This window comes from Pseudolysinimonas sp. (assembly GCF_044239695.1).
Taxonomy (GTDB): Bacteria; Actinomycetota; Actinomycetes; order Actinomycetales; family Microbacteriaceae; genus Pseudolysinimonas_A.
Window position 1 is genome coordinate 40,963 of the sequence record NZ_JBIIAW010000002.1, and the last position, 21,425, is coordinate 62,387.

The 21,425-nt window shown below is 70.4% G+C and carries 26 protein-coding genes; 11 read left to right on the plus strand and 15 right to left on the minus strand.

Annotated elements, in window-relative coordinates:
• Positions 1 to 229: 229 nt before the first annotated feature.
• Positions 230 to 862: a uracil phosphoribosyltransferase gene (upp, locus tag ACILQS_RS00650; RefSeq protein WP_395638163.1), complete on the minus strand. Its 633-nt coding sequence runs from the start codon at positions 860 to 862 to the stop codon at positions 230 to 232.
• Between the two features lie 54 nt (positions 863 to 916).
• Here upp and tadA point away from each other — a divergent pair, with 54 nt between their 5' ends.
• A complete protein-coding gene (tadA, locus tag ACILQS_RS00655) occupies positions 917 to 1,360 on the plus strand; it encodes a tRNA adenosine(34) deaminase TadA (RefSeq protein WP_395638198.1) in 444 nt (147 codons plus the stop codon).
• 3 nt (positions 1,361 to 1,363) lie between these two features.
• Here tadA and ACILQS_RS00660 read toward each other — a convergent pair whose 3' ends face one another.
• Together ACILQS_RS00660 and ACILQS_RS00665 are read right to left on the minus strand one after the other, a co-directional pair.
• Complete coding sequence (locus tag ACILQS_RS00660) at positions 1,364 to 1,726, minus strand: hypothetical protein (RefSeq protein WP_395638164.1); 363 nt, start codon at positions 1,724 to 1,726, stop codon at positions 1,364 to 1,366.
• Between the two features lie 22 nt (positions 1,727 to 1,748).
• Positions 1,749 to 2,705, minus strand: a complete 957-nt coding sequence (locus ACILQS_RS00665; RefSeq protein WP_395638165.1) for a cation diffusion facilitator family transporter — start codon at positions 2,703 to 2,705, stop codon at positions 1,749 to 1,751.
• A 23-nt stretch (positions 2,706 to 2,728) separates the two neighbouring features.
• On the opposite strand from ACILQS_RS00665, the gene proC reads away from it, so the two are divergent.
• Positions 2,729 to 3,556 carry a pyrroline-5-carboxylate reductase gene (gene proC, locus ACILQS_RS00670; RefSeq protein ID WP_395638166.1) on the plus strand — a complete coding sequence of 276 codons (828 nt, stop codon included), beginning with the start codon at positions 2,729 to 2,731 and terminating at the stop codon, positions 3,554 to 3,556.
• Here proC and ACILQS_RS00675 read toward each other — a convergent pair.
• Both ACILQS_RS00675 and ACILQS_RS00680 read right to left on the minus strand, forming a co-directional pair.
• Entirely contained in the window at positions 3,553 to 4,224 is a 672-nt protein-coding gene (locus ACILQS_RS00675; RefSeq protein WP_395638167.1) for a potassium channel family protein, read from the minus strand. The genes proC and ACILQS_RS00675 overlap by 4 nt on opposite strands.
• Complete coding sequence (locus ACILQS_RS00680; protein WP_395638168.1) at positions 4,217 to 5,644, minus strand: TrkH family potassium uptake protein; 1,428 nt, start codon at positions 5,642 to 5,644, stop codon at positions 4,217 to 4,219. The genes ACILQS_RS00675 and ACILQS_RS00680 overlap by 8 nt, the downstream gene beginning before the upstream one ends.
• Before the next feature lie 73 nt (positions 5,645 to 5,717).
• Between ACILQS_RS00680 and ACILQS_RS00685 the strand changes: the two genes are divergently transcribed.
• The 3 genes from ACILQS_RS00685 (at position 5,718) to ACILQS_RS00695 (ending at position 6,666) form a co-directional block, all read left to right on the plus strand.
• On the plus strand, positions 5,718 to 6,185 hold the full coding sequence (locus ACILQS_RS00685) for an ArsR/SmtB family transcription factor (protein ID WP_395638169.1): 468 nt from the start codon (positions 5,718 to 5,720) through the stop codon (positions 6,183 to 6,185).
• Positions 6,186 to 6,293: 108 nt separating this feature from the next.
• Complete coding sequence (locus ACILQS_RS00690; RefSeq protein WP_395638170.1) at positions 6,294 to 6,497, plus strand: helix-turn-helix domain-containing protein; 204 nt, start codon at positions 6,294 to 6,296, stop codon at positions 6,495 to 6,497.
• 70 nt (positions 6,498 to 6,567) lie between these two features.
• Positions 6,568 to 6,666 carry a 30S ribosomal protein bS22 gene (locus ACILQS_RS00695; RefSeq protein WP_003792170.1) on the plus strand — a complete coding sequence of 33 codons (99 nt, stop codon included), beginning with the start codon at positions 6,568 to 6,570 and terminating at the stop codon, positions 6,664 to 6,666.
• A gap of 201 nt (positions 6,667 to 6,867) precedes the next feature.
• On the opposite strand, the gene ACILQS_RS00700 is transcribed toward ACILQS_RS00695, so the two are convergent.
• Positions 6,868 to 7,068, minus strand: a complete 201-nt coding sequence (locus tag ACILQS_RS00700; RefSeq protein ID WP_395638171.1) for a DUF3073 domain-containing protein — start codon at positions 7,066 to 7,068, stop codon at positions 6,868 to 6,870.
• 115 nt (positions 7,069 to 7,183) lie between these two features.
• Between ACILQS_RS00700 and ACILQS_RS00705 the strand changes: the two genes are divergently transcribed.
• Positions 7,184 to 8,359, plus strand: a complete 1,176-nt coding sequence (locus tag ACILQS_RS00705) for an NAD(P)-binding domain-containing protein (protein WP_395638172.1) — start codon at positions 7,184 to 7,186, stop codon at positions 8,357 to 8,359.
• Between the two features lie 4 nt (positions 8,360 to 8,363).
• On the opposite strand, the gene ACILQS_RS00710 is transcribed toward ACILQS_RS00705, so the two are convergent.
• Positions 8,364 to 10,247: a glycogen debranching N-terminal domain-containing protein gene (locus ACILQS_RS00710; protein ID WP_395638173.1), complete on the minus strand. Its 1,884-nt coding sequence runs from the start codon at positions 10,245 to 10,247 to the stop codon at positions 8,364 to 8,366.
• A gap of 172 nt (positions 10,248 to 10,419) precedes the next feature.
• Here ACILQS_RS00710 and ACILQS_RS00715 point away from each other — a divergent pair, with 172 nt between their 5' ends.
• Positions 10,420 to 11,514 carry a LacI family DNA-binding transcriptional regulator gene (locus ACILQS_RS00715; protein WP_395638174.1) on the plus strand — a complete coding sequence of 365 codons (1,095 nt, stop codon included), beginning with the start codon at positions 10,420 to 10,422 and terminating at the stop codon, positions 11,512 to 11,514.
• An 8-nt stretch (positions 11,515 to 11,522) separates the two neighbouring features.
• Here ACILQS_RS00715 and ACILQS_RS00720 read toward each other — a convergent pair whose 3' ends face one another.
• Genes ACILQS_RS00720 through ACILQS_RS00730 form a run of 3 tightly spaced genes read right to left on the minus strand, consistent with a single transcriptional unit; the run spans position 11,523 to position 14,337 of the window.
• On the minus strand, positions 11,523 to 11,873 hold the full coding sequence (locus ACILQS_RS00720) for a fluoride efflux transporter FluC (protein WP_395638175.1): 351 nt from the start codon (positions 11,871 to 11,873) through the stop codon (positions 11,523 to 11,525).
• Entirely contained in the window at positions 11,870 to 12,262 is a 393-nt protein-coding gene (locus tag ACILQS_RS00725; RefSeq protein WP_395638176.1) for a fluoride efflux transporter FluC, read from the minus strand. Before ACILQS_RS00725 ends, ACILQS_RS00720 begins: the two co-directional genes overlap by 4 nt.
• Positions 12,259 to 14,337 (minus strand): APC family permease, encoded by a 2,079-nt coding sequence (locus ACILQS_RS00730; RefSeq protein ID WP_395638177.1) that lies wholly within the window; start codon positions 14,335 to 14,337, stop codon positions 12,259 to 12,261. The genes ACILQS_RS00725 and ACILQS_RS00730 overlap by 4 nt, the downstream gene beginning before the upstream one ends.
• A 29-nt stretch (positions 14,338 to 14,366) precedes the next feature.
• Between ACILQS_RS00730 and ACILQS_RS00735 the strand changes: the two genes are divergently transcribed.
• A complete protein-coding gene (locus ACILQS_RS00735; protein WP_395638178.1) occupies positions 14,367 to 15,005 on the plus strand; it encodes a hypothetical protein in 639 nt (212 codons plus the stop codon).
• Positions 15,006 to 15,008: 3 nt separating this feature from the next.
• Here the strand turns inward: ACILQS_RS00735 and ACILQS_RS00740 are convergent, their stop codons facing one another.
• Both ACILQS_RS00740 and ACILQS_RS00745 read right to left on the minus strand, forming a co-directional pair.
• Complete coding sequence (locus tag ACILQS_RS00740; RefSeq protein ID WP_395638179.1) at positions 15,009 to 15,476, minus strand: hypothetical protein; 468 nt, start codon at positions 15,474 to 15,476, stop codon at positions 15,009 to 15,011.
• On the minus strand, positions 15,473 to 16,057 hold the full coding sequence (locus ACILQS_RS00745) for an RNA polymerase sigma factor (RefSeq protein WP_395638180.1): 585 nt from the start codon (positions 16,055 to 16,057) through the stop codon (positions 15,473 to 15,475). The genes ACILQS_RS00740 and ACILQS_RS00745 overlap by 4 nt, the downstream gene beginning before the upstream one ends.
• A 158-nt stretch (positions 16,058 to 16,215) precedes the next feature.
• On the opposite strand from ACILQS_RS00745, the gene ACILQS_RS00750 reads away from it, so the two are divergent.
• A complete protein-coding gene (locus tag ACILQS_RS00750; RefSeq protein WP_395638181.1) occupies positions 16,216 to 16,743 on the plus strand; it encodes a peptidase inhibitor family I36 protein in 528 nt (175 codons plus the stop codon).
• A gap of 57 nt (positions 16,744 to 16,800) precedes the next feature.
• On the opposite strand, the gene ACILQS_RS00755 is transcribed toward ACILQS_RS00750, so the two are convergent.
• Both ACILQS_RS00755 and ACILQS_RS00760 read right to left on the minus strand, forming a co-directional pair.
• Complete coding sequence (locus tag ACILQS_RS00755; protein WP_395638182.1) at positions 16,801 to 17,421, minus strand: PadR family transcriptional regulator; 621 nt, start codon at positions 17,419 to 17,421, stop codon at positions 16,801 to 16,803.
• Positions 17,418 to 18,245 carry a DUF4097 family beta strand repeat-containing protein gene (locus tag ACILQS_RS00760; protein WP_395638183.1) on the minus strand — a complete coding sequence of 276 codons (828 nt, stop codon included), beginning with the start codon at positions 18,243 to 18,245 and terminating at the stop codon, positions 17,418 to 17,420. Before ACILQS_RS00760 ends, ACILQS_RS00755 begins: the two co-directional genes overlap by 4 nt.
• A 117-nt stretch (positions 18,246 to 18,362) precedes the next feature.
• Here ACILQS_RS00760 and ACILQS_RS00765 point away from each other — a divergent pair, with 117 nt between their 5' ends.
• Complete coding sequence (locus tag ACILQS_RS00765) at positions 18,363 to 19,115, plus strand: MerR family transcriptional regulator (RefSeq protein WP_395638199.1); 753 nt, start codon at positions 18,363 to 18,365, stop codon at positions 19,113 to 19,115.
• 3 nt (positions 19,116 to 19,118) lie between these two features.
• Here ACILQS_RS00765 and ACILQS_RS00770 read toward each other — a convergent pair whose 3' ends face one another.
• Positions 19,119 to 19,862, minus strand: coding sequence for a YitT family protein (locus ACILQS_RS00770; protein WP_395638184.1), 744 nt, complete (start codon positions 19,860 to 19,862; stop codon positions 19,119 to 19,121).
• A 53-nt stretch (positions 19,863 to 19,915) separates the two neighbouring features.
• Here ACILQS_RS00770 and ACILQS_RS00775 point away from each other — a divergent pair, with 53 nt between their 5' ends.
• A complete protein-coding gene (locus ACILQS_RS00775) occupies positions 19,916 to 21,337 on the plus strand; it encodes a PLP-dependent aminotransferase family protein (protein ID WP_395638185.1) in 1,422 nt (473 codons plus the stop codon).
• Positions 21,338 to 21,425 lie beyond the last annotated feature (88 nt).

Consider the following 21,425-nt stretch of genomic DNA (forward strand, 5'->3'; position numbering starts at 1 on the left):
GGGGTCATCCATCGCGATACCGCCTCGGGGGGTGAGAGTCAGAGCGGAAGCCACGGACGGGCTTCGGGAGGGCGTCTGTCACGCACACATTCGACAACACATGACCGCGCGCACATCCATCACCTCGACGGAGGTCAGGGCGCGCTGAGGTGCGGTCATGCCGAGAAGTCTGACTCACCGGCGTCACGATTCGCAACCTTGCGACGTCCGGTTACGCCGGATGGCGGGATCAGACCAGGCCGTAGAGCCGGTCGCCCGCGTCGCCGAGACCCGGCACGATGTAGCCGACCTCGTTGAGCTTCTCGTCGAGGGCACCGAGCACGACCGTGACGTCCTTGCCCTCGAACTGCTGCCGCACGAACTCGACGCCCTCGGGCGCGCCGAGCAGGCAGATCGCCGTCACGTCGACGGCGCCGCGGTCGAAGAGGTACTGGATGGCGGCCGCGAGCGACCCCCCGGTCGCGAGCATCGGGTCGAGCACGAAGCACTGCCGGTCGGAGAGGTCGTCGGGCAGCCGGTTCGCGTACGTCGTCGGCTGGAGGGTCTCCTCGTCGCGCATCATGCCGAGGAAGCCGACTTCGGCCGTGGGGACCAGCTTCACCATGCCGTCGAGCATCCCGAGCCCGGCGCGCAGGATCGGCACGACGAGCGGTCCGGGCTGGCTGATCGCGAGACCGGTCGTCGTCGTGACCGGGGTCGTCACCTCGACGGGCTCGGTGCGCACATTGCGGGTCGCCTCGTAGGCCAGCAGCGTGACGAGCTCCTCGACGAGGTTCCGGAAGATCGGCGACGGCGTCTTCTCGTCGCGGAGCACCGTCAGCTTGTGCGTGATCAACGGGTGGTCGGCGACGTGCAAGCGCATACGCTCAGCGTAGTGACCACTCCCGCCCCGCCCGCCTCGGCCGACCTCGCCGCGATGCGCCTCGCCCTCGCGGAGGCCGAGCTTGCCCTCGCCACGGGCGACGTGCCGGTCGGGGCGGTGCTGCTCGACGCCGACGGTACGGTGCTCGCGCACGGGCGGAACGAGCGCGAGAAGCTGCACGACCCGACCGCGCACGCCGAAGTCGTCGCGATCCGCCGGGCCGCCGCGCTGCGCGCCGACTGGCACCTCACCGGCACGACCCTCGTCGTGACCCTCGAGCCGTGCGTGCTGTGCGCCGGTGCGATCCTCGCCGCACGCATCCCGCGCGTCGTCTTCGGGGCGTGGGATGAGAAGGCCGGCGCGGCGGGGAGTGTCTACGACCTGCTGCGCGACCGGCGGCTCAACCACCGCGTGGAGGTCATCCCGGAGGTGCTCGGGGAGGAGAGCTCGGCGCTGCTGAAGCGCTTCTTCGCCGAGAGCCGCGCCTCGGAGCTGTAGCGGCTACTGCCAGAGCACGGCGACGAGCACGTTGACGACCGCGAGTCCGCCGGCGGCGTGGAAGGCCGGCTTGACCTTGCCGCCGCGTCGCGCCTGGGCGTGCGCGACGATCGCGGCGACCAGCACGACGACGGCGAGCCCGAGCTTCACGGCGATCTTCGCGTTGTTCACGCCGAGGTCTTCGGCCTGACGCACTCCGACGAGAGCGAGCCCGGTGACCACCTGGGTGATGGCACCGGCGAGCATGACACCCGTCGCGAAGCCGTCCTTGGCACGCATCTGGACGAAGAACGTGCCGACGATCGCGGCGAGGCCGAGGATGTGCACAGCCAGCAGGAGATGACGGACGATGTCGAGTGATTCCACGGGTTCCTCCAGGTGGTGCGGGTCAGTCGTGTCCGGGAATGATGATCGCGTCGGTCTTGGTGTTCGACCCTGCGACGTAGATGTCGGGCTCGATGTAGATCACCCGGGCGAGCGGAACGGCCTCGCGCACGGAGACCTCGATCTCGTTGATCGCCTTCGCGATCTCGGTCGCCTTCGTCGTCTTGGCCACGGCGACCTTCGCGGCCACCATGAGCTCGTCGGGGCCGAGGTAGAGCGTCTTCATGTGGATGATCGCCTCGACGTTCTTGTGCCCCTCGAACACCGCGCGGATCTTCGCCACGTCGGCGCGGGTGGCGCCTTCGCCCACGAGCAGGCTCTTGGTCTCGATGCCGAGGACCACGGCGACGCCGATCAGCAGCACGCCGATCGCGATCGTGCCGATGGCGTCCCAGATGACGTCGCCGGTCAGCAGCGACAGGCTGACCCCGACGAACGCGAAGGCGAGACCGGTGAGGGCGGCGATGTCCTCGAGCAGGATGACCGGCAGCTCGGGCTGCTTGGCGTGCCGGATGAACGCGAACAGGCTGTCCTTGCCGCGGGCCTTGTTCGCCTCGATGACCGCCGTGCGCAGCGAGAAGCTCTCGAGCGCGATCGCGATCGCGAGCACCGCCAGCGGGATCCACGGGAGGTTGAGCTCCTCGTGCGCCTCGAGCTTGTGGATGCCTTCGTAGAGCGAGAACATGCCACCCACCGAGAACAGGATGATCGCGACGACGAACGCGAAGACGTAGCGCTCCCGGCCGTAGCCGAACGGGTGCTCCTCGTCCGCGGCCTTCTTCGCGCGCCGCCCGCCGACGAGCAGCAGCACCTGGTTGCCGGCGTCGGCGACGGAGTGCACGCCCTCGGCGAGCATCGAGGCCGAACCGGAGATGCCGGCCGCGACGAACTTCGCGACGGCGATGCCGCTGTTGGCGAGAAGCGCCGCCACGACCGCCCTGGTGCCACCCTCGGTGCTCATGCGATCAAACCTACACTCGGGTTATGAGCGCCTCGCTGCCCCGCATCGCCATCCTCGGAGCCGGGTCGATGGGCGGCGCGATCCTTGCCGGTCTCGTCGACTCGGGGCTCGCCGTCGACGGGGTCGCTGTCACCAATCGCACCACGGCGAAGGCCGACGCACTGAGAATGCCGGGCGTCGACTCGTACGCGCTCGAGACGCATCCCGAGGCGAACGCCACGGCACTCGAGGGGGCCGGCGTCGTCATCCTCGGGGTCAAGCCGGCGATGGTGCCGGGCCTGCTCGAGCAGATCGCCGAGTTCCTCGAGGAGGACGCGATCGTGGTCAGCGTCGCCGCCGGCGTGACGACCGCGACGATGGAGGCGCTCATCCCGAACGCTGTCGCGCGGGCGATGCCGAACACGCCCTCGGTCGTGCGGCGCGGGGTCACCGGCCTGGCCGCGGGGTCGCGGATCTCGGCCGAGCAACTCGGCCTGGCGCGTGCGGTGTTCGAGACCGTCGGCGCGGTCATCGAGCTCGGCGAGGACCGCATCGACGCGCTCAGCACGATCTCGGGCTCGGGTCCCGCCTACGTGTTCTTCCTCATCGAGCAGCTCACCGGAACCGCCCTGCGCCTCGGATTCTCGGAGGCCGAGGCGCGACTGATGGTGGAGCAGACCTTCCTCGGTGCGTCAGAACTCCTGTCGGCGGGCGATGTGCCGCCCGCCGAGCTGCGCCGCCGCGTCACGAGCCCGAAAGGCACGACCGAGCGCGCGATCGCCGTGATGGAGGAGGCGAACCTCGGCGGCATGTTCGACCGGGCGACCGCCGCCGCCCTCGCCCGCGCGAAGGAGATGGCCCTCGGCGGCTAGGACTGCAGGGCGCTGAACTTGTCGAGATCGTGGGTGTTGCCCGAGGCGATGATGAGGTCGTGGTTGGAGACCACCGTGTCCGCGGTCGCGTAGGTGAACTCCTTGCCGGGGCTCTTCACCCCGACGACGGTGATCCCGTACTTCTGCCGCACGTGGGCGTCGGCGAGCGAGATGCCGCGGATCGGCTTCGGCGGGTACATCTTGACGATCGCGAAGTCGTCGTCGAACTCGATGAAGTCGAGCATCCGCCCCGACACGAGATGCGCGACCCGCTCGCCGGCCTCCGCCTCGGGGTAGATGACGTGGTTGGCGCCGATCCGGCTGAGGATCTTGCCGTGCGACTGGCTGATCGCCTTCGCCCAGATCTGCGGGATCTTGAGGTCGACGAGGTTCGCGGTGATCAGCACCGAGGCCTCGACCGACGAGCCGACGGCGACGACGGCGATCGAGAAGTCCGCGGCGCCGATCTGCTGGAGCGCGTCGATCGACCGCGCATCCGCCTGCACCGCGTGGGTGACGCGCTCCGCCCACTTCTGCACGAGGCCGGCGTCCTCGTCGACGGCGAGCACGTCGCGGTCGAGTCGGGCGAGCTGCCCTGCGGTGGCGGCACCGAAGCGCCCGAGTCCGATGACCAGCACGGGGGCGTCGTGAGCGATCTTCTCAACCAACGATGGGCCTTTCCTCGGGGCGCCGGAACAGCTGTCGGCGGGTGCTCGCCGCGAGGGCGGCGGCGAGAGTCACGGTACCAATGCGGCCGAGGAACATCGTGGCCGCGAGCACGTATTGCGCACCGTCGGAGGTGCTCGTCGTGAAGCCGGTCGAGAGTCCGCAGGTCGCGAACGCGCTGATCACATCGAACAGGACGTAATCGATCGGCACGTCGTCGGTGATCATCAAGATGACGACCGTCGCGACGGCGACGGTCGTCGCGCCCCACAGCACGACGCTCACCGCGAGACGCAGCACGTCCTGGGGGATGCGGCGCTTGTACGCCTCCATGTCGTCGACGCCGCGGGCTTCCGCGAACGCCGCGAGGAACAGGATCGCGAGCGTCGTGACCTTGATGCCGCCGGCCGTCGACGCCGAGCCCCCGCCGATGAACATGAGCATGTCGGTGACGAGCAGGCTCGAACCGTCGAGCTGACCCATGTCGAGGGTCGCGAATCCGCCCGATCTCGCCATCTGCGAGATGAACAGGCTCTGCAGGATCCGCTGATCGGCGGCCATCCCCGCCATCGTCGCCGGGTTGTCGAACTCGAGGACGAAGTACGCGACGGCACCGCCGAGGGTGAGCAGTCCGAACGTGATGAGCGTGAGCTTCACGTGCAGCGACCAGCGGCGGGGGTGGAGCAACTTCTGCTTCAGCACGTAGATGACCGGGAAGCCGATCGCCCCGAACGCGACGCTCAGCATGAGCACGCCGAGGAACCACCAGTCCGAGAGGTACGGCGTCAGGCCCTCGCTGGTCGGCAGGAATCCGGTGTTGGTGAACGACATCGCCGAGATGTAGACCGACTGCCACGCCGCCTCGAGCGGGGGCACGCCCTCGAGCAGCATCCGCGGGAACAGCAGCGCCGCGACCACGCCCTCGATCACGAGCACGCTGATCGCGACCGTCGCGAGCAGATTGCGGGTCTCGCCGAGGCGCACCGCCTGACTCTCGGCGATGGGGCCCTTGCGGATGCGGAGCGGATTCGCGTCGCCCGCCGCCATCAGCTTCTGCCGCAGCCCCAGTCGACGACTGATCACGAGACCGAGGATCGAGGCGACCGTGAGCACCCCGATGCCGCCGATCTCCACGCCGATGAAGACGAACACGTGCCCGACGGGCGACCAGAACGTCGCCATGTCGACGGTCGAGAGGCCCGTCACGCAGATGACCGAGACGGCGGTGAACAGCGCGTCGACGAACGGTGCCTGCTGCCCCGACGTCGTCGCGATCGGCAGCGAGAAGAGGATCGTGAAGATCCCGATGAGGCTCGCGAACACCAGCACCGCGAACCGGGCGGGCGTCGAGGCCGCGAAGTCGCTCAGCCGGTCGAGGAGGCGCGCACGGAGGGACTCCTGCTGCACGGGCCGCGCGGGCATCCCTCTCCTTCGTCTCGTGGACTGGTGGGAAATGCTACTCGCGCCGCGGAGACCCCCGACTACCCTGAGGAACATGGCCGACATCTTCGACGTGCTCGCCGACGGCACCCGCCGCGACATCCTGCGCCGGCTTCTCGACGGTGAGGCGGCGGTGAGCGACCTCGTCGACGCGCTCGGGCTCACCCAGCCGACCGTCTCCAAGCACCTCGCCCGGCTGCTCGACGCGGGTCTCGTGACGGTGCGCGAAGACGGGCGCAACCGCATCTACGCGCTGCGCACCGGTCCGCTGGAAACGGTGGATGCCTGGCTCTCCCCGTTTCTCAGCGGGGCGTCGAGTTCCGCGGTGGAGCGCGACGACGACGCCGGCCCGACGATCTTCGCCGCGTGGGCGGGGACGGAAGCCGGCGACCGCGTCGGTCGCGTCGCCGCCGATGCCGCCCACAACGCGCGGGTCGCCCTCGACGCCGCGCAGGAGAAGCTTCAGGGCGCGCAGAAGCGCGTCACCGAGAAACTGCCGCGCTGGGGCCGCGACGAGGCCTGAGTTCGGTCACCGCCACCCGTAGACACCGGAGGTCCGCCCGGCCTAACCTGAACGGTCGACACGACTCACATCAGCACCGGCAGCCACAGCAGACACGAGGGGGCGAACATGGCGGGAGCACTCTCCGACATGCGTTTCCTCACCGTCGCCGAAGTCGCCGAGATGATGCGGGTGTCGACCATGACCGTCTACCGCCTGGTCAAGTCGGGCGAACTCCCGGCCGTCCGATTCGGGCGCTCCTACCGCATCCCCGAGACCGCGGTCGCCGCCGCCGTGGAACTCCCGGACGCCAGGGGTCACCGCGCAGGGTAGACTCGCGCTTTGAGATTTCCGAGGTTCGATGAGGGCCCGGGGTGGCCTGAACGTCGAAACGAGGTGAACTATGGGCTCCGTCATCAAGAAGCGCCGCAAGCGCATGGCGAAGAAGAAGCACCGCAAGCTGCTGCGGAAGACGCGTCACCAGCGTCGCAACAAGAAGTAACTGGTGTTTCGAGGGGCGCGTTGCGCCTTGCGAGTCAAGAGCGGGGACCCCTACCCCGATTGACTCGCAAGGCGCAACGCGCCCCTCTTCTGTGGAAAGGGCGAGGTGTGCGCCGCCGGGGTAGTGAGCGCGGCGAGATATGGCGGCGCGCCGGATCACCCGCTTTCGCGGGGTCGTGCATCCGCCGAAACGGACAGTCGGCTACGCCGTCTTCGACTCCGGCTCGTCGGTGTCGATCTCGTCGTCGTCGGTGATGTATTCCGACCACTTCGCGAGGTCTTCCTCGAGTCGCGGATTGCCGCCGAGCTCTTCTTGAAGAGCGTTGTAGTTGGTGTCAGGACTGAAGTACTTAAGGTCCCGCGCCACCTTGGTGTGCTTCGCCTTCTGACGGCCGCGCCCCATGCGTGACCCCCTCGATCTCAGGTTGCGAATTGGGTGAAAAGACTGCCGATCAGTCTAGCACGCGGGCCCTGGGCGCCCGTCGGCGCCGGTGCGGACGGACGGTAACGTTGAGCGGGTGACCGAGACCGATGTCGACACCTCGGTCGTGGTCGTCGGCGCGGGCCAGGCGGGGCTCTCGGTGGCCTACTACCTGCGACGGCTCGGCCTCGATCCGGGGAACGAGTTCGTCATGCTCGACCGCGGGCCCGGCACCGGAGGCGCGTGGCAGTTCCGCTGGGAGGCGCTGCGTCTCGGGTACGCCCACAAGGTGCACGATCTGCCCGGCATGGAGGAGCTCGGGCTCAGCTTCGACACCGCCGACAAGACCCTTCCGGCGAAGGACGTCGTCGCCGACTACTACGGACGCTACGAGGAGCACTACGGCCTGCAGGTCGTGCGCCCCGCCGACGTGACCCGGGTCGAGATGATCCCCGAAGGGTTCGCGGTCTCCTTCGAGGGGCCGTACGGCAAGCGCGAGGTCTCCTGCTCGGTGCTCGTCAACGCGACCGGAACCTGGGGGGCGCCGTTCGTGCCGTACTACCCCGGCATGAACGAATTCCGCGGCCGTCATCTCCACACCGCCGAGTACAAGGATGCCGAAGACTTCCGGGGCCAGAACGTCGTCGTCGTCGGCGGGGGCACGAGCGCGATCGGCTTCCTGATGGAACTCGAGGAGGTCGCCGAATCGCTCACCTGGGTCGCCCGCCGGCCGATCGAGTTCCTCGAGGACCAGGACCTCAACATCGAGGGGGGTCAGTCCGCGGTGGCTCTGCAGGATGAGGCCGCGCGCGCCGGCGCCGCGTTGCCGAGCATCGTGAGCACCACCGGGGTGCCGCGCAGCCGCCGCATCCAGGCCGCCATCGATCGCGGTCTGCTGCACGCCCGGCCGATGTTCGCCTCGATCGAGGCGGACGGCATCCGCTGGTCGAACGGCGCCTTCCGCCCCGCCGACGCGATCATCTGGTCGACCGGCTTCCGCCCCGAGCTGCGGCACCTCGCCCCGCTGAAACTGCGCGAGAAGACCGGCGGCATTGTCGTCGGCAAGAACGTGTCGTGGAAGAACCCCCGGCTGTTCTTCGCGGGCTACGGGCCGACGGCCTCCACGATCGGGGCGAATCGCGCCGGCCGGGCGATCGCCCGTCAGGTCGTCGCGACGCTCAGCACGATCGCGAGTGAACGCCGCGGTCCGCTCACCGTGGAGCTTCCCGAGAAGATCGCCGACACCGCCGAGGCGCGGTTCCTGAACGACTGAGCGATCACCCCAGAGCGCTGAGCACGGCGATCGACGACGCCGCGCTCCAGCCCTGCGGGCGGCAGGCCGCCGGGTAGGGCACCGGGGTGGGGGTGTCGGCGGCGGCATCCCCCGCGTAGAGCTCTGGGATGCGGTAGTCGAACGCCACCGCCGCGCGCAGGAGTCCCTCGGCGAGTTCGGCGGCCTCGGCGGTGAGTCCGGAGGCCGCCAGGCCCCGCACGGCGATCGCGGTGTCGTGGGTCCACACCGAGCCGATGTGGTACCCGAGCGGCCAGTAGCCGGCCGCGGCGGTCGACAGGGTGCGCAGTCCGAATCCGCTCGCGAGTGACGGGGCGACCAGCAGCCCGCCGACGAGCTGCTCCTCCTCGGGGGAGAGCAGACCGGTCCCGAGCAGGTGACCGATGTTCGAGGTGAGCGTGTCGACCGGCCGTTTGGCGCCGTCGAGCGCGATCGCCGGGTAACGCCCTTCGGGGGTGTCGATCCAGAACTTGGCTCGGAAGGCATCCGAAACCATCGCCGCCCAGGTTCGCCACGGGGCTCCGTCGCCGCCGAGGGCATCGAGCAGGTCGGCGCCGCCGAGCGCCGCCTCCACGGCGTAGGCCTGCACCTCGCAGAGCGCGACCGGACCCGTCGCGAGGGTGCCGTCGCGCCACTGCACCGAGTCGCCGGAGTCCTTCCAGCCCTGGTTCGACAGGCCGTGCCCGCTCTCGTCGATGTACTCGAGCAGGCCGTCGCCGTCACTGTCGCCGAAGTCCCGCATCCACGCCAGCGCCGCCTCGAGCGCGGGCTGGAACTCGCGCAGCTCGTCGAGCGGATGGCCGGCGCGGTGCAGATCGGCGAGCAGGCAGACCCACAGGGCGGTGGCGTCGACGGTGCCGAAGTACCGCGGCGGCAGGACGACGGACTCTCCCGGGATCGCGAACTCGCCTCGGCGCAGCTCGTGCAGGATCTTGCCCGGCTGTTCGGCGGTCACCGGGTCGCTCCCGGTGCCCTGGAGGGCCGCGAGCGTGCGCAGGGTGCCGAGCGGGAGGGTCGCCCCGAGCGGCACCAGGAACCGGGCCACCCAGAGCGCGTCGCGGCCGAACAGGGTCAGGAACCAGGGGGCGCCGGCGGCGACGAACTCGGCGTCCGGGGTCGCGGTGGTCGAGAGCCGCAGAGCGTCGAGATCGGCGAGAGAACGGTCGACCCAGCGACGGAGGCGGTCGTCCGCCGGCGGCGGAGGCACGACCCACGGCGCGGGCCCGACGGGGGCGGCGACGACGGCCGCGTCGTCCAGGGCTGCGAGGTCGAACGCGACCGCGATCGATCCCTGTGCGGGGATGTCGACATCCCACGTCAGCTCGAGCACGCCGGCCGAGTGCTGGAGCGCCGCACCGGGAGCACGCAGTTTCGCCGTGACGCCGTCGGCGCGCCAGGACGCGGTCTCGCCGTCGACGGTCACGACGGGCGCGTCGCCGGAGTAGCCCGACTTCACCTCCTGCATGTCGTCGAGCGACGGCTCGACCACGAACCGCACGTGCGATGCGACGGGATGGGAGAGGCGCGAGGTGATCGTGAAGGTATGCGCGGCGCCGGACGGGCTCACCTCCCGGGTGAGCGTGGCGCGCACGTCGGGATCGGCGCCCGGGCCGTCGAGCACTCGCGCGAGGGCGACGAAGCGCGCGCGATCGGCGGCGTCGTGGAGGGTCGAGATGTGCTCGAGCGGACGATCGCCGACGGTGACCGACAGCCGTCGCAGGACGCGCACATCGGAGACGTAGACCCCGTCGATGGCGCCGGAGCCCATCGATCCGTCCGGTCGGGACCACGCCTGTGCCGGCGCGCGCAACGTCGCCACGGCATCGTGGAGGAGGGGCTGGAGGGCCGGCGTCGGCGGCTCTGCGTGCATCCGGGGAACGACCTCGTCATGGGGCGGGGGCGGGATGCCGGTCGACAACGCCCGTCAGCGACGTAACCTAGCACTCGAAGTTTGATCGTTCAAACCAAAGGGCCACGGTAGCTTGAACGATCAAGCTACCGTGGGTCCTCATCGAGTTGGACGACCGAAGGAAGGCCGAGCCGTGGCAGCGCTCCCCACCGTCGACGATGTCGCCCGGCTCGCCCAGGTGTCGCGGCAAACGGTCTCCAACGTGCTGAACTCGCCCGACATCGTGCGGCCGGGGACCCGAGACCGGGTCCTGCGCGCGATCGGCGAACTGGGCTACCGCCCGCACGCATCGGCGCGCCGCCTCCGGGCCGGGACGAGTTCGACGATCGGGATCCGCCTGCATCCGATGCGCAACGGCATCTCCGGATCGGTGCTCGACCGCTACCTGCACGCCCTCACCGAGGCAGCGGACGCCCGCGGGATGCGCGTCAGCCTCTTCGTCGCGGACGACGTCGACGACGAGATCCGCCACTACGAGCGACTGCGCGACGGAGCCGACGTCGACGCCATCGTGCTCACGGCGACCGAGTACGACGACCCGCGCATCGCCTGGCTCGCGCGCGAGCGCATCCCGTTCGTCGCCTTCGGCCGCCCCTGGGGCGCGGAGACCGACGACGACCCGACCCGGCTGTGGGTGGATGTCGACGGCCAGGCGGGCGTGCACCAGGCGACACGGCACCTCCTCGGCCGCGGTCTCACCCGGATCGGCTACCTCGGGTGGCCCGCCGGATCGGGGACCGGCGACGACCGCCGGCGCGGCTGGGAGACCGCGATGGCCGACGCCGACACGGGCGTCGATCTCACCCGCCTCACCTTCACGGCCGAGGACGTCGTGGCGGACGCGCGGGCGTCGATCGAGGCGCTCGTCCGCGACGGCGTCGGCCCGTCGACGGGCTCAGGACACCGCCCTTCGACAGGCTCAGGACACCGCCTCGAGGGGCTCGTCTGCGCCTCCGACTCGCTCGCGCTCGGCGCGATGATGGCGGTCCGCGAGGCGGGCTTCCCCCACTTCCCCGTCATCGGCTTCGACAACACCCCGGTCGCGTCGGCGGTGGGCCTGTCGAGCGTCGACCAGCGGCTCGGCGATGTCGCCGACGCCACCGTCGAGCTCCTGATGGGCGCGACGGGATCCCGTGTTCGCCCGCATGGCGACGTGGGCGACGGCCCGCGGCACCGCCTCGTCACCCCCGAGCTCGTCGTGCGCCGGTCGAGTCACCTCGCGGAGTGAGCTGCACGTCAGCCGAACAGGGCGAGCCCGAGGCACCAGCCGGCGGTCGCGGCGGCGAGCCCGAGCGCCAGGTTGAGGGCGACGGATGCCGCGGCGGCGCGCCAGCGCCCTTCCGAGAACAGCTGCACCGTCTCGACGCTGAAGGTGCTGAAGGTCGTCAAGCCGCCGGCGAGCCCGGTGACGGCGATCAGCGCGACGTCGGTGTGGATCGCGACCCCGGCGAGCAGCGAGCCGGCCACGTTGACCGCGAGCACGGGCCACGGCCACGACGCCTTCGCCCCGGCGCGTCCGACGAGATAGCGCACGAGCGACCCGACCGCGCCGGCGACCAGCACGAGGACGACCACGAGCGGGGTCACTCGTCGGGCCCGATCGGTGGGATGGCGCGGCGGGAGCCGATCCGGAGCCCGAGGGCCGCAGCCGCGATCCCCCCGACGAGCGACGCGGCGACGTAGACCACGGCGGACGTGACGATCCCCGACGCCGTGAGTTCCACCGCGGAGAGCGCCAGCGCCGAGAAGGTCGTGAACGACCCGAGCAGCCCGGGCCCCAGACCGGCGCGGAGCCACTCGGGGGCGACCGGCCACACCCGGGAGATCAGCATCCCGAGGGCGAACGAGCCCGCGAGGTTGACCAGGAACGTGCCGAGCGGGAACACCGCGCCGCCGTGCGGGAGGAGCGTGTCGACGCCGAGCCTGACGCCGGTGCCGAGCGTCCCGCCGGCGAGCACGGCGAGAATCGACTTCACTTCTTCAGCTTGCCCGTCGCGGCGCGTTCGTCGCGCAGCGGCTCGCGTTTCACCGGACGAGGGCGCAGCGGTTCGCCGCGGCGGTCCTGTCCGGGCAGCGGCCGCGAACGACGCCCGTAGATGAGATCGGACGAGTCGAGCAGCCACGGCACGAGCGTGACGGCGACGCCGTGGACGAGCATGAGCTTCTGGCGGATGCGGCCGGCTTTGTGGTTGTGCAGGAGCCGCTCCCACCAGTGCCCGACGATGTACTCCGGGAGGTAGACGGTGATGACCTCCGACCCGTGCTTCGCGCGCCGGGCCTTCAGGTATTTGATCAGCGGCGCGCTGATGTCGCGGTAGGGCGACTCGAGGATGTGCAACGGCACCTTGATGTTCGACGACGCCCACTCGAGGTCGAGCTTGTCGGCCGCGTCGTCGTCGATCGCGATGTGCACGGCCTCGATCGACTGGTGCCGGGCCGCGATCGCGTAGTCGAGGGCCTTCAGGACGGGCTTCTGCACCCGCCCCACGAGCACGATCGCGTGGTCGCCGGTCGCGCCGAAGGTGGTGTCGGGGTCGGCTTCGATCTCGCGATCGACATCCCGGTAGTAGCGGTTCACCCCGAGCATCAGGAACCACAGGATCGGCATCACCAGGAACACGATCCACGCGCCGTGGGTGAACTTCGTGACGGTGACTATGACGAGCACCGCCGAGGTCATCGACGCGCCGATGAGGTTGATGATCAGGCTGCGGATGATGGAGCCGCGTCCGTCGGCCCCGCGTTTGAGCAGGCGCAGCCAGTGCCGCACCATCCCGCTCTGCCCGAGCGTGAACGAGACGAAGACGCCGATGATGTAGAGCTGGATGAGCGTGGTGAGGTCGGCCTGGAAGATGACCAGGATGGCGATCGCGGTCACCGACAGCGCGAGCACGCCGTTGCTGAAGATGAGCCGGTCGCCGCGGGTCGACAGGGCCTTCGGGGCGTACTTGTCGGCGGAGAGCACCGAGCCCAGCAGCGGGAACCCGTTGAACGCCGTGTTCGCCGCGAGCAGCAGCACGACGGCCGTCGCCGCCTGGATGATGAAGAACGGCACCGAGAAGTCGCCGAAGGTCGCCGCGGCCATCTGCGCGATCAGGCTGCGCTGCGGATCCGTCGTGCACGCCGCGACGACGGCGTTCACCGCCTCGGTGCAGTCGAGGTAGTGCACCTGCCCGACGAGTGCGATCGTCGTGAGGCCCGCGAAGAGCACGATCGCGATGCTGCCCATGATGACGAGGGTCTTCTGCGCGTTCGAGATCTTCGGGCGGCGGAACGCCGGGACGCCGTTCGAGATCGCCTCGACGCCGGTCAGGGCGGCGCAGCCGGAGGCGAAGGCGCGCAACAGCAGCAGGATGAAGGCCGCCTGGGTGAGCGATTCCCCTTCGTGCACGAGGTCGGCACTCTCCGCGATCGGCGCGTCGCCGAGCAGGGTGCGCACGACCGCCGTGACGACCATGACCGCGATCGAGGCGATGAACAGGTAGGTCGGGATGGCGAACGCCTTGCTCGACTCGCTCACCCCGCGCAGGTTCACCGCGGCGAGCAGCACGACGAAGAACACGGCGAGCCACACCCGGTACGGCTCGAGGAAGGGCAGCGCCGAGATGATGTTGTCGACCCCGGAGGCCACCGACACGGCGACCGTCATCACGTAGTCGACGAGCAGCGCCGACGCGACGATGAGCCCGGCCTTCTCGCCGAGGTTCTTGCGGGCGACCTCGTAGTCGCCGCCGCCCGACGGGTACGCCTTGATCAGCTGGCGGTAGGAGAGCACCACGACGAGCAGGAGCACCACGACGGCGAGGGCCACCCACGGGCCGTAGGCGAGGAGTCCGACGCCGCCGATGAGCAGGATCATCAGCAGTTCCTGCGGGGCGTAGGCGACCGAGGAGAGCGGGTCGCTGGCGAAGATCGGCAGCGCGAGGTGCTTGGGCAGCAGCTGGCCCTCGAGCTTGTCCGACGGCAGCGGCTCGCCGATCAGCAGACGCTTGGCGGTCTGGCGGGTTCCGGCGGCTTCCGCGCGGATCCGATCCGGAGGCTCCTCGGGCACGGCGTCACGTTACTCCTTATGATCGTGCGGTGACGAGAACGCGGCGGCGCCGCTGGCCCTGGGTCGTCGCGGGTGTGCTCGCGCTCCTGCTGACGGTCGTCGCGATCGTGGTCGTGCCGATCCTGACGCACGTCGACCAGGGCGGGTCCAACCAGGAGGAGGCCGCCGACGCGTGGCCGCTGGAGGCGTCCGCGGCGGGGGATGACGGCCGCGACCGGCACCTCGAGATCCACTCCGTCGAGCCCGGGGGCAGCGTCGACACCTCGGCCCTCGCGCCGGGCGACCGGTTCGTGGTGAGCGGCACCGGGTACGACCCCGCGCGCGGCATCTACGTGGCGATCTGCGCCATCCCCGACGACCCCGCCGTGAAGCCCGGCCCCTGCCTCGGCGGCGTTCCCGCCGACGAGGCCGTCGAGGTGCCGGAGGGCACGATCCAGTTCGCCCCGAGCAACTGGATCAACGACGACTGGGCGTGGCGTCTCTTCGGGGCGCGCTCGTACGACGATCCCGCCTCGGGCACCTTCACCGCCTACCTCGAGGTGCCGGCGACGGCAGACGAGAAGGTCGACTGCCGCGAGGTGGCGTGCGCCCTGTACACCCGGAACGACCACACCGCGTCGTCCGACCGCGTGCAGGATGTCTACATCCCGCTCGGCTTCGTCGGTTAGGGATCAGTCGACGGGCGGCAGCCCGAGTCCGAGCGACGTGCAGAAGTCGACCGCGTCGACACGGCCGACGTTCGGGAACACGGCCAGACGCAGGTCGGGCAGTTCGCACGCGGTCGCCTGAGGCGAGACGACGCCCTGAGTGCTGAACGCGATCGAGCAGAGCTCGAGGGCGAGTGCGAGGCGCCCGCTCTCGTCCAGGTCACGGAGGTCGTCAGACGACCCCATGATCGCGACCGGCCCGTTCAGGTCGTCGGACGGGAAGCAGGAGAACGCGGACGACAGCACCTCGGGGGGTGCGCTCGCCACACCGATCGCCGCCGCCGTGAGGCCGAGGCCGAGGCCGAGGCTCGCGGTCGCGACGGCCACGCGCACCCGACGGCGTCGACGCTTCGTGCGGGCGGCGATCTTCGCGACGATGTTGTGGCCCATCATCGTGATCTGCGACGGGCTCGGCCCGAGCGGGGTGCTCATGACTGGTCCCGCGTCGCGCCGAGCGCGATCCGCAGCCCCGCGCGCAGCCGGGCGAGGCGGTTGCGCACGGCGCCGTGACTGACGCCCATCGCGAGGGAGGCCTGCTGATAGGTCAGACCTTCCTCGATGCAGAGCAGATACACCGTGTAGTCCTCGTCGCTCAGCTCGGCGAGCGCGTCGTCGATGGCCTCGCGGAGGGCGCGGTTGCGCACGCGGTCCTCGACCGACATCGAGTCAGGCGGCAGCGCCGTGAGGCCGTCGACGTGAAGGCGGGCGTTGTTGCGGGCGAGCGCGCGCCGACGGTTGAGGCACAGGTAGCGGGATGTCGTGAGCAGCCAGGGGAGCAGCGATCGGTCGACGATCCGCACCGACGCGATCTTGCCCCACAGGGTCACGAAGACGTCCTGCGCGATCTCCTCGGCCTCGCGGCGCGTTCCGAGCAGGCTGTAGGCGTGGCGGTAGACGACGGTGACGTGCCGCCGGTAGAGGGCGTCGAAAGCGGCGGCGTCGCCGTGAGCGGCAGCCTCGAGATCGAGCCGGTCGTCGGCGAAATGGGTCGCATCGTCGTGCGACGGCGACACGTCGCGCTGTTCCCGCCCCCGATCCATAGCTGAGTAGTGTCCTCCTTCCCCGGTTCGTCTCGCACCCCGGGTAGCGTTTGCCCGGTGCGCTCGTCGCCTGCAAGGTGAACACGAGACCGCTCCGCTGGGGAGCGGCTCGCACAGATCTGGGAGACATCGTGATCAGAGAATCCTGGCGGGGCGCCGGCCGTGCGGCCGCGCTCCTCGCGTCGCTCGCCGTGCTCGTCGTCGGCGTCGCGACCCCCGCGAACGCGCAGACACGTGACGAGCACTGCGTGATCCTGCTCGACGACGATGACGCCGCGACGGCGGTCTGCGCCGACACCGTCGAGGCGGCGGATGCGGTGTTCACCGAGAGGACGGGTCTGACGCGAGTCGAGTCGGCCGACGCCGTGGGGCCACTCGTGGTGTATTCGCTCGCGACGCTCTACACCGACGCTGGCTACGGCGGATCGAGCTACACCTTCACGCGATCGTCGGCCTGCAACGGTGTGACGCTCTCGAGCGTGGCCAACCTGGGTTCGATCGGCATGAACGATGCGGTCAGCTCGTTCTTCACGTATTCGAGTTGCACCGTGCGGCTCTTCGTCGACGCCAGCTACGGCGGAAGCTCCTACGGCTGGGCGACGAGTCAGTCGTCCCTCCCGTCGTTCAACGACGTCGCGTCGTCGGCGCGCGTCCGCTGACGGGCGGGTCCGAGCGCCCGGGGTGCGCGGCGGACCACGTCGACACCCCGGTGCGACTCAGCCGCGCAGGTGGGCGACGAGCTGCTTGCGCAGGTCGCCGAGCCCGTCGGTGACCAGTCGGACCGCGTCGGGGGTGAGGATGCCGTCGGCCGCCGCAGCACGCAGCTCCTCCCGCATCTCGCCGCGGAACTCGGTCAGCGCCGCCTCCGCCTCGTGCAGTCGCGCGCGCGACTCGGTGCGGGCGTCGTCGTCGACCCGGGTGCCCCGGTCGGCGGACGCGCCGTCGGCCCGGGCGTCGCGGGCGGCTGCCGCGAGGTCGGCGCGCAGGGTGCGCATGGCGTCGGTGACGGAGGCCCGCACCTCGTCGGCGAGCCGGCGCACCGAGTCGGTGAACTCGCTCTCGATGCCCGCGAGTTCCGGCTCGCGCATGCGCAGTTCGGCGCGCCCGGCGTCGGTGATCGCGTAGACGGTCTTACGGCCGTCGGCCTCTTTCGTGACGAGGCCCTCCTCCTCGAGCTTGCCGAGGCGCGGGTAGATCGTGCCGGCGCTGGGAGCGTAGGTGCCGCCCGAGGAGTCGGTGAGCGCCTGGATGATCTCGTAGCCGTGCATCGGGCGATCGGCGAGCAGGCGCAGCAGGTAGAGCCGCAGGTGCCCGTGACCGAAGACCGCGGGGCTCACGGGGCGGGGGTCTCGGCCGGGGCCTCGGCGCGCGCGACGTGCAGCACGGTGATGTCGCCGCTCACGGTATTGACGCGCACGTCGGTCCAGCGTCCCTCCAGCAGCCCGAACTTGCCGGTGAACTTGCCCCGGGGGCGGTAGGTCGCGTCGTCGAGCTGCAGCTTGCCGCCGACGGTGTTGACGGAGTAGCCGGCCGCCGCGTCGGGGGCGAGCCGCGCCGCGACGTCGCCGCTGACCGTGTTCACCTTGATCGCGTCGGGCACCCCGGTGAGGTCGAGGAAGACGTTGCCGCTGACCCCGTCGCTGGAGAACCAGGTCACCTCGCCGGTCGCCGACACATCGCCGCTCACGGTGTGCGCGGCGAGGCGTCCCGTGTGGTTGCGCGCGGTCAGCTCGCCGTTCACGGCGTTGACCTGCAGCGAACCCTCGAGGCCGTCGGTCGACAGGTCGCCGCTGACGGTGCTCAGTTCGGCGCTCGCGCGCACCCCGCTCACCAGGGCGCTGGCACTCACGACGCCCAGCTTCACCGCGGTCTCGCGCGGCACGAGGATGCTGACGTCGGCGCGGGCGGCGCCGGGGCTGAAGTTGCGGAACACGTCGAGCCAGTTCTCCCACGACAGTTGCGCGTGGTCGACCTCGAGCGTCTCGCCCTCCGCGGTGATGCGCAGGTCCTTGCCGCTGACGCTGTGCACCTCGACGCGCACGACGGGCTCGTCATGTGCGATCACGTCGACGTGGCCGGCCACCAGGCCCACCTTGAGTCGGCGGATGCCGTCGACCTCGATCGTCTTCGGCCCGTCGACGAGCCACTTCTGCTGGGACATCCGATCCGCCTCTCTCGCGATATATCGCGTGTCTGAACTCAAGATATATCGCGAGTCGCGAGGGCGCAACATCCGATTCTTGACGTTGACGCTGCGTCAACTTCTAACGTGAGTCGCGTGGAATGGAGCATTCAAGAGATCGTCAGGTTGGCCGGTACGACGAGCCGAGCGTTGCGTCACTACGACGACGCCGGACTCGTGCCGCCGAGTCGTACCGGAGCGAACGGGTACCGGTACTACGACGCCGACGCGCTCGTGCGCCTGCAGCGCGTGCTGATGTTGCGCGGGTTGGGCCTCGGCATCCCCGCGATCGCGGAGGTGCTGGCGGGTCAGCGCGACGACGAGCACGCGCTCGTGCGCCACCTGGACTGGCTCCGCGCGGAGCAGCTTCGCCTCGACCGGCAGATCGCCAGCGTCGAGTCCACGATCACCGCACTGAAAGGGGGTGAGAAACCCATGGCAGAGAAGATGTTCGACGGCTTCGACCACACGCAGTTCAAGGGCGAGGTGGAGCAGCGCTGGGGGGAGGAGGCGTATGCGACCTCCGACGCCTGGTGGCGCGGGCTGAGCGTCGACGAGAAGCGGGCGTTCCAGGACGCCGCAGCCGAGCTGATCGCCGACTGGCGCGACGCGGCGGAGCGCGGCGTCGACCCGACCGGCGGCGAGGGGCAGGGTCTCGCGCGGCGCCAGCACGCCTGGCTCGGCGGCATGCCGGGCGTCCCCGGTGGCGCGGCGCCGACGAAGGAGTACGTCGTCGGCCTGGCCGACCTGTACGTCGCCGATCCGCGGTTCGCGAAGAACTACGGCGGTGAGGCCGGGGCGACGTTCGTGCGGGACGCGATGCGCGCCTACGCCGAGCAGAACCTGTAGTGCTCAGCGGGAGCCGGCGAGCGACGACCACCGCTCGTCGCGCTCCCGCTCGAGGCGGTCGGGCAGCGTCAGACCGTGCTCGGAGCAGATCTCGACGGTGGCGGTCGAGAGGGTGGCGGCCGCCGACGTGCCGCCGGGGACGCGGAGCAACGGAAGGGTGACGTTGACGATCGGGCCGATGAGCAGGGCGAAGGCGAGCGTGCCGATCCCGACCTGGCCGCCGAGCACGAACCCGACGACGAGCACCGAGACCTCGATCCCGGTGCGGACGATCCAGATGGGCCAGCCGGTGCGGGCGTGCAGTCCGGTCATCAGTCCGTCGCGCGGCCCGGGGCCGAGCCGGGCGCCGACGTACAGCCCGGTGGCGATGCCCACGAGCAGGAGTCCGGCGGTGAAGACGAGACCCTGCAGGATCGGCTCGTGCTGCTGCGGCACGATCACCAGGAGCAGCTGCGCGAACGGTCCGATGAGCAGCACGTTCGCGACGGTGCCGAGGCCGGGCTTCTGCCGGATCGGGATCCAGAGCAGCAGCACGAGGGCGCCGACGATGTTGACGACGACGCCGAACGGCAGCCCGGTCTGCGCGGTGATCCCCTGCGCGAGCACATCCCACGGCGCGACGCCGATGCCGGCGCGCACCATCAAGCCGATGCCGAAACCGTAGAACGCGAGGCCCACGATCAACTGGACCGTGCGGCGGGTCCAGAGGAGCGCGGATGAGGGGGCCGGTGCGAGCATGTGGCCCATCGAACTCCTCAATTGGACCTTGAACAAGGTGCCAATTCTGGTACGGTGGCCGGATGGCATCCCTTTCGGCCCGTGCCCTCGCCCACCTCATCACCGGGTGGCGCGACCTCGCGATCGGCCCGGCGTACGCGGCGCTCGCCGACCGGGTGCGGCTGCTCATCCTCGACGGGCGCATCGCCCTCGGCACCCGGCTCCCGGCGGAGCGGGAGCTCGCGGCCCAGCTCGGGCTGAGCCGCACGACCGTCTCGGCCGCCTACGCCGACCTTCGCGCCAGCGGGCACCTCGACAGCGTGCGCGGCTCGGGCAGCGTCGCCCGGCTGCCCCGGGCGAGCGGGTACGTGCACGACACCCTCGCGACCGATCAGCTCGACTTCAGCAAGGCCACACTGCCCTCACATCCGGCCGTCGCCGACGCCGCCGTGCGGGCGACCGCGACGCTGCCGTCCTTCCTCGGCGAGTCGGGCTTCGACACCCTCGGCCTGCGCGTCACCCGGCAGGCGATCGCCGACCGGTACACCGCACGCGGTCTGCCGACCGACCCCGACGAGGTGCTCATCACGATCGGGGCCCAGCACGCGATCGGTTTGCTCGCCACGACGCTGCTCTCCCGCGGCGACCGGGCGATCGTCGAATCCCCGAGCTATCCGCACGCGATCGAAGCCCTCCGCGGCGCCGGCGCCCGCCTCGTCACCGTGCCGGTCACGGCCGACGAGGGCTGGGACGAGTCGGCGCTCGAGCAGGCCTTCCAGCGCACGAGCCCGGTCGTCGCCTACCTCATGCCCGACAACCACAACCCGACCGGCGCGACGATGCCCCGCGCTCAGCGGGAGCGCATCGTCGCCCTCGCCGCCGAGCAGGGCACCACGCTCGTGATCGACGAGACGATCGGGGCCCTCGAACTCGACGGCCAGGATCCCGAGCCGCCGTTCGCGACCCTCGGCCGGGCGGTGCTGATCGGCTCGGTCGGCAAGTCGGTCTGGGGCGGTCTGCGCATCGGCTGGATCCGGGCCGACCGCGAACTGATCCAGCGCGTCGCCCGACACCGCTTCATGACCGACCTCGGCACCCCGGTGCTGGAGCAGCTGATCCTCGTCGAACTGCTCGCCGACTTCGACCGCATTCTCGCCGACCGCCGCGACTACCTGCGCGCCAGCCGCGACCATCTCGTCGAGCTGCTGCGCGAGCGGATGCCGGAATGGCATGTGCCGCACGTCGCCGGCGGCATCACCACCTGGGTCAACCTGGGTCTGCCGATCTCGTCGCAACTGGCGCTCGCCGCCCGCACCGAGGGCCTCGTGATCGCGGCCGGGTCGCGCTTCGGGGTGGAGGGCCTCTTCGAACGGTTCATCCGCATCCCGTTCACCTATCCGCCCGAGGTGCTCGATCGTGGTGTGGACGCCCTCGCGAAGGCGTGGCGCGCGGTGACGCGGTCGCCGATGCCGGTGGCCGACGGTGACTACGCGCAGATCGCGTGACCCGGTCCGGGGGACGGGCTCTCAGCGTTCTGTCAGCTGCGTTCATCCCGCGGGAGTAGGGGTCGGTCGGGCGCGGTTGCGATACTGA